We start from the raw sequence: 15,393 nt of genomic DNA, 5'->3' as shown, positions 1-15,393 counted from the left end.
GGTCCCTCAGGAGGCCAAGGCCATCCGTGGGCTTACGGCAGGCGGAGCCTTGCGGGCGTCGGCGGTCTGGAAGCGGGAAATCCGCTCGTTCAGCAGTTCCACCTGCTGCCGAAGCCTGTGAATTTCGGCGGTGTTTTCCTCCACCATTGCGGCATTGTGCTGCGTGATATGCTCAATGTCGCGAACGGCGCTGTTGACCTCGTCGATGCCTTTGTACTGCGTGCTCGTGGCAGTCGAGATGACCTGCACCAGCCCGTTGATAGAGGTAAAATGCTCCATGATCGCCGAAAGCGCCTCACCGGTCTCCTCGACGAGCCTGACGCCCGTGCCCACCTGCGATGCGCTGTTGGAGATGAGATCCTTGATTTCGCGGGCAGCCTTGGCGCAGCGCTGTGCAAGCTCGCGCACTTCCTGAGCGACGACGGCAAAACCCCTGCCCGCCTCCCCTGCCCGTGCCGCCTCGACGCCGGCATTGAGGGCGAGAAGATTTGTCTGAAAGGCAATCTCGTCGATCACACCGATAATGCTGGAGACCTTGTCCGACGAACGGTTGATGGCGTCCATGGCGTCGACGGCCTTGGCGACGACGGCCGCGGAATGCTCCGCCTGCCGATGCGCCTCGGCGACGGAAACCGATGTCTGGCGCGCATTTTCCGCTGTCGTGCGAACGCTGGCGGTGAGTTCGCCAAGCACACGTGAACTGTCTTCGAGGGCGGCCGCCTGCTGTTCCGTGCGCCGCGCCAGATCGTCGGCCGCGCCTGAAAGATTGGTGCTGCCCTCGGCGATTTCGTGGGTGGTGTTGCGAACCTCGGCGAGTGTGCGGCGAAGCGCATCAATCGCCTGGTTATAGGTCCTGGCCATCGCGACATAATCGGCGGCCAGTGCCTCGCTCATCACGGCTGCGAGGTTGCCGTCGGCAAGCTTCCCGAGCATGTCGGAGAGTGCGTCCAGGGCCTCGCTCTGCTCGGCTTCGATGCGCGCCTGCTCGGCTGCGCGGCGGGCTTGCTCCTGTTCGTCCCGCGCCCTGTTCGTTTCAGCGACTTCTTCGAGCCTGGTCTTCTCGAGCGCCTGGTCGCGGAAGACGGTCACCGAGCGGATCATATCGCCGATTTCGTCGCCACGCTTGCCATCGCCGATCGGCACGTTGAGATCGCCGGCGGCAAGTCTCGTCATCGTCTGGGTGATCCGCTTCAGCGGTCCGCGCAGCGTTTCGATCAGCATGAGGCCGCCGATGATCGCAAGCACCGTGCCGGCAATCATCGCCGCGAGCGACATGGTGGCCGAACGCTGGCTGATGTCCTTGCCGCTCTCCTGCGCGGTGCTGACGAATTGCTCCAGAGTATGGCTTGCGGCGGCCACGAGCTCGGTCGCCGTCCCCCGCTCTGCCCGCCACCGGTCTGCGACCGATATCAGCAGCGACGTATCCTTTTCGATCGTGGCGAGGGAGGGCTCGATCTTCTTCGCAAGTTCCTGCAGGGCGGCGTTTTTCCCGCTCAATGGTACAAGCTGAGCAGCGCTTTCGCGCAGCGCCTTGAGATCGACAAGAACGGCGTCCCGCGCCTCGGCATCGACCCGCCTGTTCAGTTCACTCAAATGCAGGCGCAGATCGTCGATCGATTTGAAAGCGGTACCGACGATCGCCACCATCGAACGAAGCGTGCCAATGTTCGCATCCATGCCGACAAAACGCTCGATAGCGGTATCCGCATTCCCTGAGGCGAGCTTTACGAACTTCTCCTCAAAGCCCTGCAGATCCTGGTCGACGGGGGCATAGCCGTCGAGCGTAAGGTTAGCGCTGTCCTCGGCCATCGTCGCGAGCTTGTCCAATGCCGGCTTCAGCTCGGCAATCTGGCTTTGGGCCTTGTCGGAGGCGACTGCGGCGCTCCCGCCGACCTCCTTGACGAGCGGCGGCAGCAGGCTGCCGAGTGCGCCGGCGATATCCGTGGGTACCGTCGCCTGAGCGGTCGCCTTGCGCAATTTCGCAATGCGCTGGGCGATGTTCTTGTAAGCGGAGGCATCGAGAAGAAGCGCCCGGACGAAGGCTTCCTTTCCGTTCGCCTGATCCTGAAGGACGTCGAGCTGCTTGCGGGCAGTCTGGCTCTCCTTGAAAAGCTGCGCCACAGCCGTATCGATCGCCTGTTCGGTATTCGTGCGCTCCTGTGCAACGGCCCAAAGCGCGTCGGCGCTCCCCTGCATCTTGCCGCCGAGGTCGCGCACGGCCGAGATCTGCTGCTTCTGGGACGGATCGATCAACATGGCATCGAGCGTCGCAGCACCCTTCTCCTGATCGGAGATGCTGGCGATCAGCCGATCGCGCGTGGCCGCCGTCGGAAGATCGGTAAAGGCCGTCAGCGAGGATCTGAGCTGCTGGAAACTGGAAAGCGTGTCGATCGTCTGCCGTGTCAGGGTCATCTGGCCTTTGAGCGTGCCGGCGGTGAAATAGCCGAAAAGCCCTATACCCGCTATGAGGACGATCAGAGGCACCACGAAGAAGAGAACCTTCGTGACAATCCGCATCCGCTGCAACAGTCGATCAATCAATGCCATAAAAAGCCCCGCCCCAGGAATGGACACGCCTGATGGCGCGACGATAGCCGCAACTGCTAAAAAAATGGTCAATGGTGTCGAGTTTGTTCGGAGCATCGGAGGCGTGGCCGAGGCGCCGCATTTTCTGCCTCATCAGACTAGCTGACAAAGTTCGCTCTTTTACCCGACGTCATCCTCGGCCTTGTGCTGCCTTGTGCCGAGGATCTGTTGCCTTTTCGGCCGGTCGCAGATGCTCGGAACAGGCCCGAGCATGACGAAAGCGGAGTTGGAACCTGGGCAGCAGGCCTGGAGGGCGCATTTCTGCCCCCTCGGCCTATCGATCAGCCGATGGCCATCAGGCTCGCATTGCCACCCGCAGCGGCGGTGTTGATCGAGGTCGACACCTCCTCCAGCAGCCAGTTGAGGCAATAGGCTTCCGGATCGCTTGCCAGTTCCCCGCTCGTCGCGGCCTGGACCAAGAGAAGCGGGCCGGGCAGCGCGGCGATCTTCCGGTTGACGGCAAGAACCCTGTCGCGGTCCCCTTCGACGAGCGCGCCGGAGAACGGCCCGTCCTTTTCCCAGTCCGATGTCCAGGAAAGGCGGCTGGCGACAGCCGCCGGAAGATCTGCCAGCACCGACTTCGATATGGAAGCCGCATCGACTACGACGTGGTTGCCTGTGGAAAGGGCCGCGGCGATCTGGCGATGCAGTCCGGTTTCGGACTGCGGCACCAGCAGGATTCGCCCGCGCGGATGGAGCGCATAGAGATTGCGCTCGCCAACAGGGCCGGTGAGTTCGCGTTCGAGCCCGAGCGCCGAGCGGCTCGCATAGCCGCGCGCCGCTTCACCTTCGCCCGTCAGGCCCTTCTTATCGAGCCAGACGATGTAATCGCGAAGGGCGAGGTCGGTATGCACGGAATCCTGCTGCGGCGGCACGGGCGCGCGCTGCACCAGCCGGCCGATATAAAGCGGGCCGCCGGCCTTCGGCCCCGTTCCAGACAGGCCGCGGCCGCCGAAAGGCTGCACACCGACAACGGCGCCGATGATGTTGCGATTGACGTAGAGATTGCCGGCCTTGATACGGCTCGTCACATGCGCGATCGTTTCGTCAAGCCGCGTGTGAAGCCCGAAGGTGAGGCCGTAACCCGACGCGTTGATGTCGTCGATCAGGCGATCGAGGCCGTTTCTCTTGAAGCGGACGACATGCAGGACCGGCCCGAAGACTTCCTTCGTCAGGTCCGAAAGGGACTTGATCTCGATGATCGTCGGCGGAACGAAGGTGCCTTTTGCTGCGCTTTCCGGCAGCGGCAACTGTTCCACCTTGCGGCCGGCGCCGCGCATTGCTTCGATATGCTGGTCGATCTCCGCCTTCGCGCCTTCGTTGATGACAGGCCCGACGTCGACGCTCAAGCGATCCGTGCGGCCGATCGTCAATTCACGGAAGGCGCCCTTCAGCATGGCGAGCGTCCTGTCGGCAATGTCGTCCTGCAGGCAGAGAACACGCAACGCCGAGCAGCGCTGGCCGGCGCTGTCGAAAGCCGATGTCACGACGTCGGCCACGACCTGCTCAGCCAGGGCGGAAGAATCGACGATCATGCCGTTCTGGCCGCCGGTTTCGGCAATCAGCGGGATCGGCTTGCCGGTTGCCGACAGGCGTTCAGCGAGCTGCGCCTGGATCATGCGGGCAACTTCCGTCGAGCCGGTAAACATGACGCCCGCCGTTTGCTGCGCCCCGACCATGCCGGCGCCGAGGCGGCCGCTGCCGGGCACGAATTGCAGGGCGCCGACAGGCACGCCGGCCTCGTGGAGAATTTTGACACTCTCCGAAGCGATGATCGGCGTGACACCGGCAGGTTTCGCCAGCACGGGATTGCCGGCCACGAGGGCAGCGGCAACCTGGCCGGTGAAAATCGCCAGCGGGAAATTCCACGGGCTTATGCAGACGATCGGCCCGAGCGGCAGATGCGACGGACCGAGGGTTTTGCGCGCCTGATCGGCATAATACCGCAGGAAGTCGACCGCCTCGCGCACTTCGCCGACTGCGTTGGCGGCGGACTTGCCGGCCTCGCGCATGACGATGCCCATCAGCACCTTGATACGGGCCTGCATGATATCGGCCGCCCGATCGAGGCAGGCGGCGCGCTCGGCCGGCGGCACGGCAGCCCATTGCGGCGCGTATTCCGCCGCCATCGCAACGACACGGGCAGCCTCTTCTACCTTCACTTCGGTTACGGTGCCGACGACATCCCGGTGATCGGCGGGATTGAGGACCTCGCGCGTTACGCCGTCGGTGGAGCCGTCGGCGAGAATGGGAAACGCATGCCAGGGCGTCGCAGCCGTGGAGGCAAGCGTCTGCGCCAGGTCCGAAAGCGTGGCTTCGTTCGAAAGATCGAGACCGCTCGAATTGGCTCGGGCGCTGCCGTAAAGCGCCTTGGGCGCGGCAATCTGCACATGCGGGGCGCCGATGACAGGCATGGCCGCGACGGTCTCGGCCGGATCGGCAATCAGGGCCTCGACCGAAACGTTCGGATCGGAGATGCGGTGCACGAAGGAGGAGTTGGCACCGTTTTCGAGCAGGCGGCGGACGAGATAGGCAAGCAGCGTCTCATGCGTTCCGACGGGTGCATAGATGCGGCAGGGCCGGTCGAGCTTTTCCTTGCCGACGACCTCGTCATAGAGCGGTTCGCCCATGCCATGCAGGCACTGGAACTCATATTTGCCGACTGCGAAATCAGGCCCTGCCAAATGATAGATCGTGGCGAGCGTCTGGGCATTGTGGGTGGCGAACTGCGGGAAGACGGCATCGGCAGCGGCAAGCAGCTTTCGTGCGCAGGCGATATAGGCGACGTCGGTGTAGATCTTACGGGTATAGACCGGATAATCGTCGAGACCATCCAGCTGGGCGCGCTTGATCTCCGCATCCCAATAAGCGCCCTTGACGAGACGGACCATGATCCGGCGCCCGGAGCGGCGGGCGAGATCGATGATGTAATCCAGCACGAAGGGGCAGCGCTTGCCGTAGGCCTGGACGACAAAGCCGAGTCCGTTCCATCCGCCAAGCTCCGGGGCAAAGCACAGCTCTTCGAGAAGATCGAGCGAAAGCTCCAGCCGGTCTGCCTCCTCGGCATCGATGTTGAGGCCGATATCATAGGACTTGGCGAGCGCGGCGAGCGCCTTGACCTTCGGCAGCAACTCGCCCATCACCCGGCCGGCCTGCGCTCTCACATAGCGAGGATGCAGGGCCGAGAGCTTGATCGAAATACCGGGGCCGTCATAAATGCCGCGCCCATGCGCCGCCTTGCCGATGGCGTGGATCGCCTTCTCGTAATCCTTGAAATAGCGCTCGGCGTCTGCTGCGGTCGTCGCCGCCTCACCCAGCATGTCGTAGGAATAGCGGAACCCCCGGGCTTCCAGCGGACGGGCACGCTTCAGCGCCTCCTCAATCGTTTCACCGGTGACGAACTGCTCGCCCATCATGCGCATCGCCATATCGACGCCGCGTCGGATAACCGGCTCGCCGGCGCGCGCGATCAGCCGCGTCAGCGCAGCCGACAGGCTGCGGTCGTTGACCGTCGAGGTAAGCTTGCCGGTTACGACGAGACCCCAAGTGGCGGCGTTGACGAACATGGATTTGCCGCCGCCGATATGGGAGGTCCAGTTGCCCTCGGCGATCTTGTCGCGGATCAGCGCGTCGCGGGTGTCCGTGTCGGGAATGCGTAGCAGCGCCTCGGCAAGGCACATGAGCGCCACGCCTTCCTGGCTGGAAAGCGAATATTCCTGCACCAGCCCTTCGACGCCGGTACCCTTGTGCTTGGCGCGCAGCGCCTCGATCAGGGTGCGGGCAGTGCTGCGGATGTCATAACGCTTGGCCTCGGAAACACGTGCGGCCGCGACAAGCGGCGGCAGGCATTCGGTCTCCGGACGGCGATAAGCGGCGGTGATTGCCTGGCGAAGCTCGGATTGCGGCCGGATTGGCGGCGCGAAGGCCGAGAACGGCGCGGGATCATTGGATGGCGTGGTGTCGATCGCTGCGTTGAGCATGGAGGTCCCTATCAATCGATATCTGGTTTAACGGATGAATGAGACGCCGGGTTCATCGTCCCAGTCAGCATCATCCGTGACGACAGGGCCGGAATATTCAGTCTCGAAGAGCGGGCGCGCAGGCTTGTCGCGTTTGAACGTGAGCGCTGCCGCCACGGCCCTTATCGCCACCGGCCGGTAGTGGGCGATGAGGTCCGGCTTCTCGTCGTCGTCCTGCTTTTCCCTGCCCATGCATGACCCCATTTTGCGTGTGGCGCCGATGCGATCCTGACGATGCGTCAAGCGCCTGCGCCTTCCATCCCATTGTCCACGCATAACGTATCACAGATCGCCAATCACGATCTCACTTGATTTTCGCCATTTTCAGCCTGTATGAACTTATTAAATCGTATTTGAGAGCTCAAATGGCTAACGAACCCGACATCTTTAGTGAATTGGACCAATTCGACAGAAAGATCCTCGCAGCACTCGCCGAGGATGGCAGATTGTCGATCACCGATCTCGCCGCGCGCGTCGGGCTATCGAAGACGCCCTGCCAGCTCCGCTTCAAGCGACTGATCAACGAAGGCTATATCGAAGGCTTCAAGGCCGTCCTCAATCCTGCGAAAATGCAGCTCGACCACATCGCTTTCGTCGAGGTGAAGCTCTCCGATACCCGCGAGGCTGCCCTGAAAAGCTTCAACGAGGCCATCAAGAAAATTAGGGAGGTCGAGGAGTGCCACATGATCGCCGGTCGGTTCGACTATCTCCTGAAGATCCGCACCCGCGATATCGGCCGTTACCGCCGCGTCCTCGGTGAACGCATTTCGACACTGCCGCATGTGGCCAACACCTCGACCAACGTTGCGATGGAGACGATCAAGGAAGGTTGGGACAAGTTCGGTTCGAGTCTCTCGTGATTATTGATCCTACCGCTACATTGCCGCATTGAGCTTTCGGCTCGGCAGCATTATCAACGGTTCACGCCGGATGGCGGGGGACCCATGCAAAGTCGTTTGGACATGATCGGGAAATGGCTGGTGCGCATTCTGTGCGCCGTCGCACTCGTGTCAGTCGGATTTGCCCACCAGTCCCCGACGATCGCGGCCGACCCCGTCAACCTTGCCGAATATGTGCTTCCGGACGGGACGCTGCCCACGCTTTGCGTCACGGTTGCCGACGACGAAGGCGAGACGGGCGCTGATCACAAAGCCCACACCCATGGCTGCGAAGCCTGCCGGATCAGTGCTTCCGTCCTCCTGCCGCCGCCTGCAGACATCGCCGGGAAAGCCGTGGCATTTTCCGTTCGGGTGGATCTTCCCATTCGCATGGAAGCCTTCCATCGGCAAATTTACCCACCCAACACTGGTCCCAGAGCCCCTCCTTCCGATCCGATCCTGACCTGAACCAGCGCGTCAGCCACGCTGAGGCGCGCCCTTTGTTCTCGGCCGCGCCTTTGCCAGCGGCCACGGATTCGGAATTTCATCATGTCGACCATCACTTCCACCGCTCCGGCGGAAAGCGCCGTACCCGGTGTCTCGCTATATCGCGCTATCTGGCGCTGGCACTTTTTCGCCGGACTTTTTGTCCTCCCCTTCATGCTGAACCTCGCGATCACCGGCTCGCTCTATCTCTTCAAGAACGAGATCAACGAAAGCGTCTTCGCCTACCGCTATGACGTCGTCGCTTCAGGCCAACCACTGGCGCCGGAAAAGCTGGCGGAGATCGCGACGGCCGCCGTGCCCCGCTCCGCGGTCACCGCCTACAAGGACCCGGCAACGCCTGAGCACTCGGCCATCGTAACGGTGTCAAGCGATGCCGGCTCCACGCTCGTCTTCATCGATCCCTATAACGGCAGGATTCTTGATACGGTCGGCGCAACCGAAGAGTTCAACTACGTCGTCAAGCGCATCCATAGTCTTGCTCTGTTTGGGAGCCTTCCAAACAAGCTGATCGAGATTGCCGGCGGATTCGCCATGGTGCTTGTCGTGACCGGCATCTATCTCTGGTGGCCGCGCCGCCAGACGGGCGGCGTCGTCACGGTCCGTGGCACTCCGGCCCGACGCGTCTTCTGGCGCGACCTGCATGCCGTAACCGGTGCTTTCGCGGGCATACTGATCTTCTTCCTGGCGATCACCGGCATGCCGTGGTCGGGCTACTGGGGTTCGAACGTGCAGGCCTGGCTCGGAAGCCATGGCCTGGGCTATCCCACGCAACTCTGGGACGATGTGCCGAAATCGCGGAAGGTTACCCAGGACATCCTGCCTGTGGTCGGCTGGACAGTCGAACAGGCTCCGGTCCCGCTCTCCGACATTGCCGTCGCCCGGTCGAAGAAGCCGATCGGCCTGAACAAGGCCGTCGACGTCGCAAAGGCGGCCGGTCTGACGCCGGGTTTCGACATTGCCATGCCTTCCGGTGAAGCCGGCGTCTATTCGGCGGCGATCTATCCCGATGATCTCGCCAAGGAGCGGACGATCCACATCGACCAGTATTCGGGCAAACCGCTCGTCGACATCTCCTACCGCCAGTACCCAATTTTCGGAAAGGCCATCGAGTGGGGCATCAATGTTCACCAGGGGCGCGAATTTGGCCGCGCCAATCAATTCCTGATGCTCGCCACCTGCCTGGCGATCATTCTTTCCTGCGTGACCGGCATCGTCATGTGGTGGAAGCGACGCCCGTCCGGACGTGTGGGGGTTCCACCGCTGCCGCCGCGGCGATCGGTTTATGTCGGCCTATGGACCATCACGGCCGTCTTCGCCCTGGCGTTTCCGCTGACCGGTCTCGCCATCCTGCTGATGGTCGCGACCGACCAAGCCATCATTCGCACGATCCCACCGCTTCGGCGTGCGTTCGCTTGAGGAGGCGACATGAAGACAATCCGCATTCAGCCCTTCGGTGACGCTTTGACAAACGACCGCGTCAACTGGCAACTTCGAAGGAAACAGATGAGATGACTATGTCAAAACTCCCCCTGATCGCTTCCATCGCACTGATCTTGACGGCCGCGGCCGCCAGCCAGGCCCTGGCTCACGCCCACCTGAAAACGTCGAGCCCGGCGGAGAAGACGTCCGTCGTCTCTCCCAGCGAACTCGACCTGACTTTTACGGAAGAACTCGATCTCAAGTTCAGCGGCGTGAAGGTCACCGACTCCAGCAAGGAGGAAATCAAGCTTGGCGAAGCCGGACTGAAGGACGATGGCAAGGTTCTGACGGTTCCCGTTTCTGCAACATTAGCGCCAGGCGACTACACAGTCAGCTGGCATGTGCTTTCGGCCGACGGTCATAAGACCAACGGCAGCTATACCTTCACCGTTAAGCCGTGATCACGCCCGAGACGGCCTATATCGCTTGCCGCTTTTTCCTAGACGTCGCTGCCCTGTATCTGTGGGGCAGCTCCGCATATCTGTGGCTGCTCGTTCCGGCCTCCCTTTCCGGGAATATCTTGACACGGCAATCTTGGCCGCGAGCCCTTGCGGTCGGCTGCACAGTCGCTGCAACGGTCCTTGCCCTCCCATTCAGGTCCGCGATCCTCGGTGAGGATTGGGCGCAGGCATTTGATTTCAGCGCAATGCTAGATATTCTTTCCGGCACCACGATCGGCACGGCGTGGATGTGGCAGGCGGCAGGAGCCGCCGCGCTTTTGATCGCATACATCGCGACGCCCACGCGATTGCGGGCCGCCGCCATGACGTTCGCGGCGGGATTCCTGCTGGCCGGTCTTGCCGCGAGCGGCCATGCCGCCATGAACACCGGCTGGTTTCGCGCACTGCATCGGGGAGTCGATATCGTCCATGTCCTGGCGGGAGGCGCCTGGTTCGGGGCGCTGATCCCGGTCGCGATCATTTTGCCGCTGTTGTCCGATCACCGGGCCGGCCGCGACGCGACCACGGCGCTCGTCCGTTTCTCCACGGCAGGCCACATCGCCGTCGGCATGGTTTTGATCTCCGGCGCCGGCAACATGTTCATGATCATCGGGGGTTTTCCGCTCGACTGGTCCGTTGTCTATCAGCTTCTACTTTCCCTGAAGATACTGCTCGTCCTGTCGATGATCGGACTGGCGATCCTCCACAGGTATGTGCTCGTGCCAAAACTCTCCTGGTCTGATGGAGCTGTGACGGCACTCAGGATCGGCACCGTTGTCGAAATTGTCTTCGCATTCGCGGTCGTCGGCCTAGTGGCATGGTTCGGCACGCTGGAGCCGGCAGCCATGTAAGTCACGCTGAGGCATCGCGCAACGACCGCTTCGAGGCAACCGGCCAGCGACCGGTCCATCCTCTGCATCTTGCTAGCGAACCGCTTACGGGGTCTGATACCGCCAGGAGATGGATGGCTTGACATAGACGAGTCTTCGGCGACCGACCTGAGAATGAGGAGCAGGATGAATCACGTCAACAGCCCTAAGGCATCGGCGAGCGAGGAGAGGGAAGCGCGCCGGCTGCAATATCTTCCCTGGGAGCGCATCGCGTCGGACCTCGATCATCCCGCTCACCTCGCCCGCAAGGCAGCGCTCCGGCGATCATGCGCCGCCGAACTAGCCGAGACCTCCTATATCGCCGAGAATGCCGCGATCTTCACCGAAAGCCTGACGATCCTGATCTGCCCATACACCGCCAAGGCGTCGTCAGCCTCGGCATCATAACCCGCGACGGTGTATGGATCGGCGCCAATTGCGTGATCCTCGATGGCGTCACGATCGGAAACGGCGCCCTCATAGCTGCCGGGGCGGTCGTCACCAGGGACATTCCCGCGATGGCGATTGCGCTGAGGGATGATCCGAAGGCGCTCTACAACGTCCTTTCGGTCGGCTATGCGCTTGAACTGCTCGGCTCGAATCCGCGGCACCCTGTCCGCGCGGTCGAGCTCGACGCCGCAGGGCTCGACGCGTGGCTGAGCGCCCTGCCCTGGCAAAGCAGGGCGTGGCATGCCGGCAGCGTGGTCGATGCCATCGGCACCGCCATCTATTTCAACGCCAGCTATTTCGGCATCCGGCAATCACGCCAGGCGCTGTTCGAATGGTTGAACCGCAATGCCAATAGCGTCTCCGGCCTATGGGGCGAGCCAGCTGCCGAGGGATGGCTCCAGCCGGTGAATGGCTTTTATCGCCTGACGCGCGGCACCTATGCTCAGTTTGGCGCAGCACTTCCGCATCCACATGCCGCGCTCGAAACGGTTCATCTCAACTACGTCAGCGCGAAGTATAATGCCTGCAACCTGCTCGATACGATCCATCCGCTGCTGTTGATTACCCGGCAGACCGATTACCGGCGGACAGACGGAGAGGCGATTTCCCGACATCTCATAACAAGAGCCCTGGACAGATGGCGGGACGGCGAAGGATTCCAGTTCGCCGACGGCGCCGAGCCAAGCCTGCAGGGAACAGAGATGTGGCTTTCGGTCATTCACCTTTCAGCCGATTTCCTCGGCCTTGCGGATCACTTCGCCTTCGTCCCCAAGGGCGTGCATCGGACGGCAACGCCGGGGCTCGGTCAGTGATCACCCGTGCAGCGATGCCGTCAGCCAGGCGGCGGCGAGATTGCGGGCATTGCTGCGCTTGGCTTTGACCGGCACGATCACATTGTAGCGATCTTCGGCGGCAAGTTCGCTTGCCTCGGCGCTCACCAGGGTTCCGTCCTCGAGGAACGTGCCGACTAGCATGCGCCATCCGAGCGCGATCCCCTGCCCCGCGCGCGCGGCGGCAATGGTTTCGGTGTAGTGGTTGAAGCGAAGCGATGGCTTGACCTCGATATTGGCGCCGGTGAGCTGTACCCATTGCGACCAGCTGTACCAGGAACGGTCCAGAACGTCGGTTTCGATGAATTCGTCGGTCGAGCCCAGCGGGCCATTTCCGCGACGCCTGAGATAATCTGGTGAGCAGACAGGGGTAATGACGTCGCCGCGCGACGCGATCACCGTTCCGTCGCTGAAGGGCGGCATGCCGTAGCGGATGGCCACGTCGATCTCTCCGTCGTCGAGCGCGATCGGGTTGTCCTGGGAGATCACCCGCACGAGAATTCCGGGATTCGCCCGGCGGAACTCGGCAAGCCTCGGCAGCAGCCAGAAGGACGAGAATGCCACTGTCGCCCCGATCGTCACCACATCCTGGCTGCGCGACTGGATCGCCTCTACGCTCTCGGCGATATCGGCGAAACTCTTGGCGAGCGTCGCGCCGAGACTGACGCAGGCCGCCGTCGGTTCGATCGCTCGGTGCTTGCGCACGAACAGCGGCTGCCCCAGTTCCTCCTCCAGCAAGGCGATCTGCCGACTGACCGCCGCCTGGGTGACACCGAGCTCGGTCGCGGCCGTGGTGAAGCTCTTTCTGCGCAGAACCGCTTCCAGCGTCACCAGTGCTGTCAGCGAGGGGAGCCGCCGTCGAAACTGCATCTCGAACACCTTTTCACATGAGAAAATATTATGCGATCGTAATTTTTTATGCCGTTGAAACCCTGTAACTGCAAGGGCAATCTAGGGAACTCTCACATAAGAGGTTCTCATGCTAAACAAGCTTCCGTCTTCGATTTCGGCCCTTCTCGACGCCCGTGCCGACGGTTATTCTCTGCCGGCCGGCCTTTACATCAGGGAAGATGTGTTCGAAGCGGACGTCGATGTCTTCTTCCACAAGCACTGGATCTGCGTCGGCCTCGACTGTGACGTTCCCGAGCCCGGCGACGCCACGGTGATCGATATCGGCAAGACGAGCTTGATCCTCCTGCGTGACGACGATGGCGAAATTCGCGTCCTGCACAATGTCTGCCGCCATCGCGGCTCCCGCCTTCTCAATCCGGGCAAGACAATCGTTTCGAAGCTCGTCTGTCCCTACCACACTTGGACCTATGAACTGACGGGCGAACTCAGCTACGCCCCTCATATGGGCAAGGATTTCGACAAGGACTGTCACGGCCTGAAGCCGGTTACTTTCAAATCGATCGGCGGCCTGGTCTACGTCTGTCTATCCGACAATCCGCCCGAGGACATTGCCGGCCTCGAGCAGGCGATGGCCGAGCGTCTCGCTCCCTATGAAATCCGCAATGCCAAGATCGCCCACCAGACCGACGTCATCGAGGAAGGCAACTGGAAGCTGACGATGGAGAACAATCGCGAGTGCTACCATTGCTCCGCCAACCATCCGGAACTCTGCGTCTCCTTCGTCGATCTCGACTTCGGCTTCGATCCGGAGACGCTGAGCCCCGAGGATCGTGAGTTGGCGGAAGAGCATTTCCGGCTTTACGAGGAGCGCACGCAGGCATGGGAGACAGACGGTTTCCCCTCGGCTGCTATCGAGCAGCTCACCGACTGCGCCACAAACTTCCGCACCCAGCGGCTGATCATAGCAGGCGCCGGCGAATCCCAGACCCCCGACGCCACCGCCGCATCCTCCAAGCTGCTCGGTCAAATGACCCGCAAGGATCTCGGCGACACGCATCTCTGGGGTCATAACAGCTGGAACCACTTCATGGGCGACCATGCGGTGGTTGCGATCGTCATCCCGCTTTCGGCGGGCAAGACGCTGGTGCGTACCAAGTGGTTGGTCCACAAGGATGCCGTCGAGGGGGTCGATTACGATCTCGACAAGCTGACGGACGTCTGGATCGCGACGACGGACCAGGATGCCGATCTCGTCGCCCGCTCGCATGCCGGCACGCTCGATCCCGCCTATCAGCCAGGCCCCTATTCCCGCTTCTCCGAGACGAACCTCGACAAGTTCGCCACCTGGTACATCGATCGGATGCGCGCTCATGGGTATTGATCTCACATCCATGCGTCTAGGTCAGAGCGCGCAGCAGGTCTGGGATCCGGAGACTGACGAGACCCTCGTCTGTCTCGACGTCCATCAGGAGACGCATGACGTGAAAAGCTTCACGTTCGCGTCGCCCGAAGGTAAGCATTTCCACTTCGATGCCGGCCAGTACTTTCTGTTCGACTTCCCGACGGGTTCGGATGGTGAGGCGCGGTGCTACAGCATCTCGTCGTCGCCCCATCGAAGCAATACTTTTACGGTGACGGTCAAGCGCATGCCCGGCGGCAGGATATCGAACTGGCTCCACGACCATATGGCACCAGGCATGACCGTCAAGGGTCAGGGACCGCTTGGTTATTTCATCCGTCCCAAGGGCGAGAAGATCAAGCTTCTGCTCCTCTCCGGAGGTTCGGGCATCACGCCTGTCATGTCGATCACACGTGATCTGGCAGACCGATACGAAGCGTCGGACATCGTCTTTCTGCACGCGGCGAGAACGCCTGCCGATCTGATCTTTCGCCACGACCTTTCGGGGCTCGCAGCGAGGATGAAGGGACTGCGTCTCCAATTTCTTCCCGAAACGGTCGCCGGCGAATTGTCATGGCCAGGGCTGACCGGCCGGATCTCGCCGGAGTTCCTCAAGCTTGCCGTGCCCGACATCGCCGAACGCGTCGTTATGTGCTGCGGTCCCGCGCCGTTCATGGCAGTGGCGCGTTCGATCACGGCTGCTCTCGGCGTCCCGCCAGAAAACTATATCGAAGAGAGCTTCGACGCCGCGGTCATTGACGAGCCAGGCCTCGACGTCGACGCACAGCCGACAACGAGGACTTTCCAGGTCGAATTCTCGAAACAGAAGAAGACGTTGGAGGTCCCGTCAGACCAGACCGTGCTTGCGGCGGCAAAGAAAGGCAACGTCCGCCTGCCCTCCTCGTGCTCGAATGGGGTCTGCGGCACCTGCAAGTCGAAGCTTGTCTCCGGTTCGGTGGAGATGAACCATAATGGTGGCATCCGGCAACGCGAAATCGACGCCGGCTTCTTCCTGCCCTGCTGCTCCAAGCCGCTCGGCGATCTCGTCATCGAGCGCTGAGTAACGCCGCATTACTCACCGACA

The 15,393-nt window shown here is 62.0% G+C and carries 11 protein-coding genes and 1 pseudogene; 8 read left to right on the top strand and 4 right to left on the bottom strand.

Annotated elements, in window-relative coordinates:
* Window positions 1–6: 6 nt before the first annotated feature.
* The 3 genes from ACQ7C1_RS03460 to ACQ7C1_RS03450 form a co-directional block, all read right to left on the bottom strand.
* The gene (locus tag ACQ7C1_RS03460) at window positions 7–2,547 is read right to left on the bottom strand and encodes a methyl-accepting chemotaxis protein (protein ID WP_430957327.1); all 2,541 of its coding nucleotides are present in this window, start codon (window positions 2,545–2,547) and stop codon (window positions 7–9) included.
* 320 nt (window positions 2,548–2,867) lie between these two features.
* Entirely contained in the window at window positions 2,868–6,566 is a 3,699-nt protein-coding gene (gene putA / locus ACQ7C1_RS03455; protein ID WP_430957326.1) for a trifunctional transcriptional regulator/proline dehydrogenase/L-glutamate gamma-semialdehyde dehydrogenase, read from the bottom strand.
* Between the two features lie 27 nt (window positions 6,567–6,593).
* Complete coding sequence (locus tag ACQ7C1_RS03450; RefSeq protein WP_183698417.1) at window positions 6,594–6,797, bottom strand: hypothetical protein; 204 nt, start codon at window positions 6,795–6,797, stop codon at window positions 6,594–6,596.
* A gap of 173 nt (window positions 6,798–6,970) precedes the next feature.
* Here ACQ7C1_RS03450 and ACQ7C1_RS03445 point away from each other — a divergent pair, with 173 nt between their 5' ends.
* The 6 genes and pseudogenes from ACQ7C1_RS03445 to ACQ7C1_RS03420 all read left to right on the top strand — a co-directional run bounded on the left by ACQ7C1_RS03445 (window position 6,971) and on the right by ACQ7C1_RS03420 (window position 12,040).
* Entirely contained in the window at window positions 6,971–7,465 is a 495-nt protein-coding gene (locus tag ACQ7C1_RS03445; protein WP_183698418.1) for an Lrp/AsnC family transcriptional regulator, read from the top strand.
* Window positions 7,466–7,549: 84 nt separating this feature from the next.
* Window positions 7,550–7,951, top strand: a complete 402-nt coding sequence (locus ACQ7C1_RS03440; protein WP_085781764.1) for a DUF2946 family protein — start codon at window positions 7,550–7,552, stop codon at window positions 7,949–7,951.
* An 81-nt stretch (window positions 7,952–8,032) separates the two neighbouring features.
* Complete coding sequence (locus ACQ7C1_RS03435; protein WP_430957325.1) at window positions 8,033–9,406, top strand: PepSY-associated TM helix domain-containing protein; 1,374 nt, start codon at window positions 8,033–8,035, stop codon at window positions 9,404–9,406.
* 98 nt (window positions 9,407–9,504) lie between these two features.
* The gene (gene copC, locus ACQ7C1_RS03430; RefSeq protein ID WP_198175583.1) at window positions 9,505–9,870 is read left to right on the top strand and encodes a copper homeostasis periplasmic binding protein CopC; all 366 of its coding nucleotides are present in this window, start codon (window positions 9,505–9,507) and stop codon (window positions 9,868–9,870) included.
* A complete protein-coding gene (gene copD / locus ACQ7C1_RS03425) occupies window positions 9,867–10,760 on the top strand; it encodes a copper homeostasis membrane protein CopD (RefSeq protein WP_430957324.1) in 894 nt (297 codons plus the stop codon). The genes copC and copD overlap by 4 nt, the downstream gene beginning before the upstream one ends.
* Before the next feature lie 165 nt (window positions 10,761–10,925).
* A pseudogene (locus tag ACQ7C1_RS03420) lies at window positions 10,926–12,040 on the top strand (acyltransferase).
* Here ACQ7C1_RS03420 and ACQ7C1_RS03415 read toward each other — a convergent pair.
* Window positions 12,041–12,928: a LysR substrate-binding domain-containing protein gene (locus ACQ7C1_RS03415; protein WP_221112753.1), complete on the bottom strand. Its 888-nt coding sequence runs from the start codon at window positions 12,926–12,928 to the stop codon at window positions 12,041–12,043.
* A 109-nt stretch (window positions 12,929–13,037) separates the two neighbouring features.
* On the opposite strand from ACQ7C1_RS03415, the gene ACQ7C1_RS03410 reads away from it, so the two are divergent.
* Both ACQ7C1_RS03410 and ACQ7C1_RS03405 read left to right on the top strand, forming a co-directional pair.
* The gene (locus tag ACQ7C1_RS03410; protein WP_430957323.1) at window positions 13,038–14,291 is read left to right on the top strand and encodes an aromatic ring-hydroxylating oxygenase subunit alpha; all 1,254 of its coding nucleotides are present in this window, start codon (window positions 13,038–13,040) and stop codon (window positions 14,289–14,291) included.
* Complete coding sequence (locus ACQ7C1_RS03405) at window positions 14,281–15,369, top strand: hybrid-cluster NAD(P)-dependent oxidoreductase (RefSeq protein ID WP_085781770.1); 1,089 nt, start codon at window positions 14,281–14,283, stop codon at window positions 15,367–15,369. The genes ACQ7C1_RS03410 and ACQ7C1_RS03405 overlap by 11 nt, the downstream gene beginning before the upstream one ends.
* Window positions 15,370–15,393: the final 24 nt, after the last annotated feature.

Source organism: Rhizobium sp. Nf11,1 (assembly GCF_050587665.1).
Lineage (GTDB): Bacteria > Pseudomonadota > Alphaproteobacteria > Rhizobiales > Rhizobiaceae > Rhizobium.
This window is presented reverse-complemented; position numbering and strand designations above follow the sequence as displayed.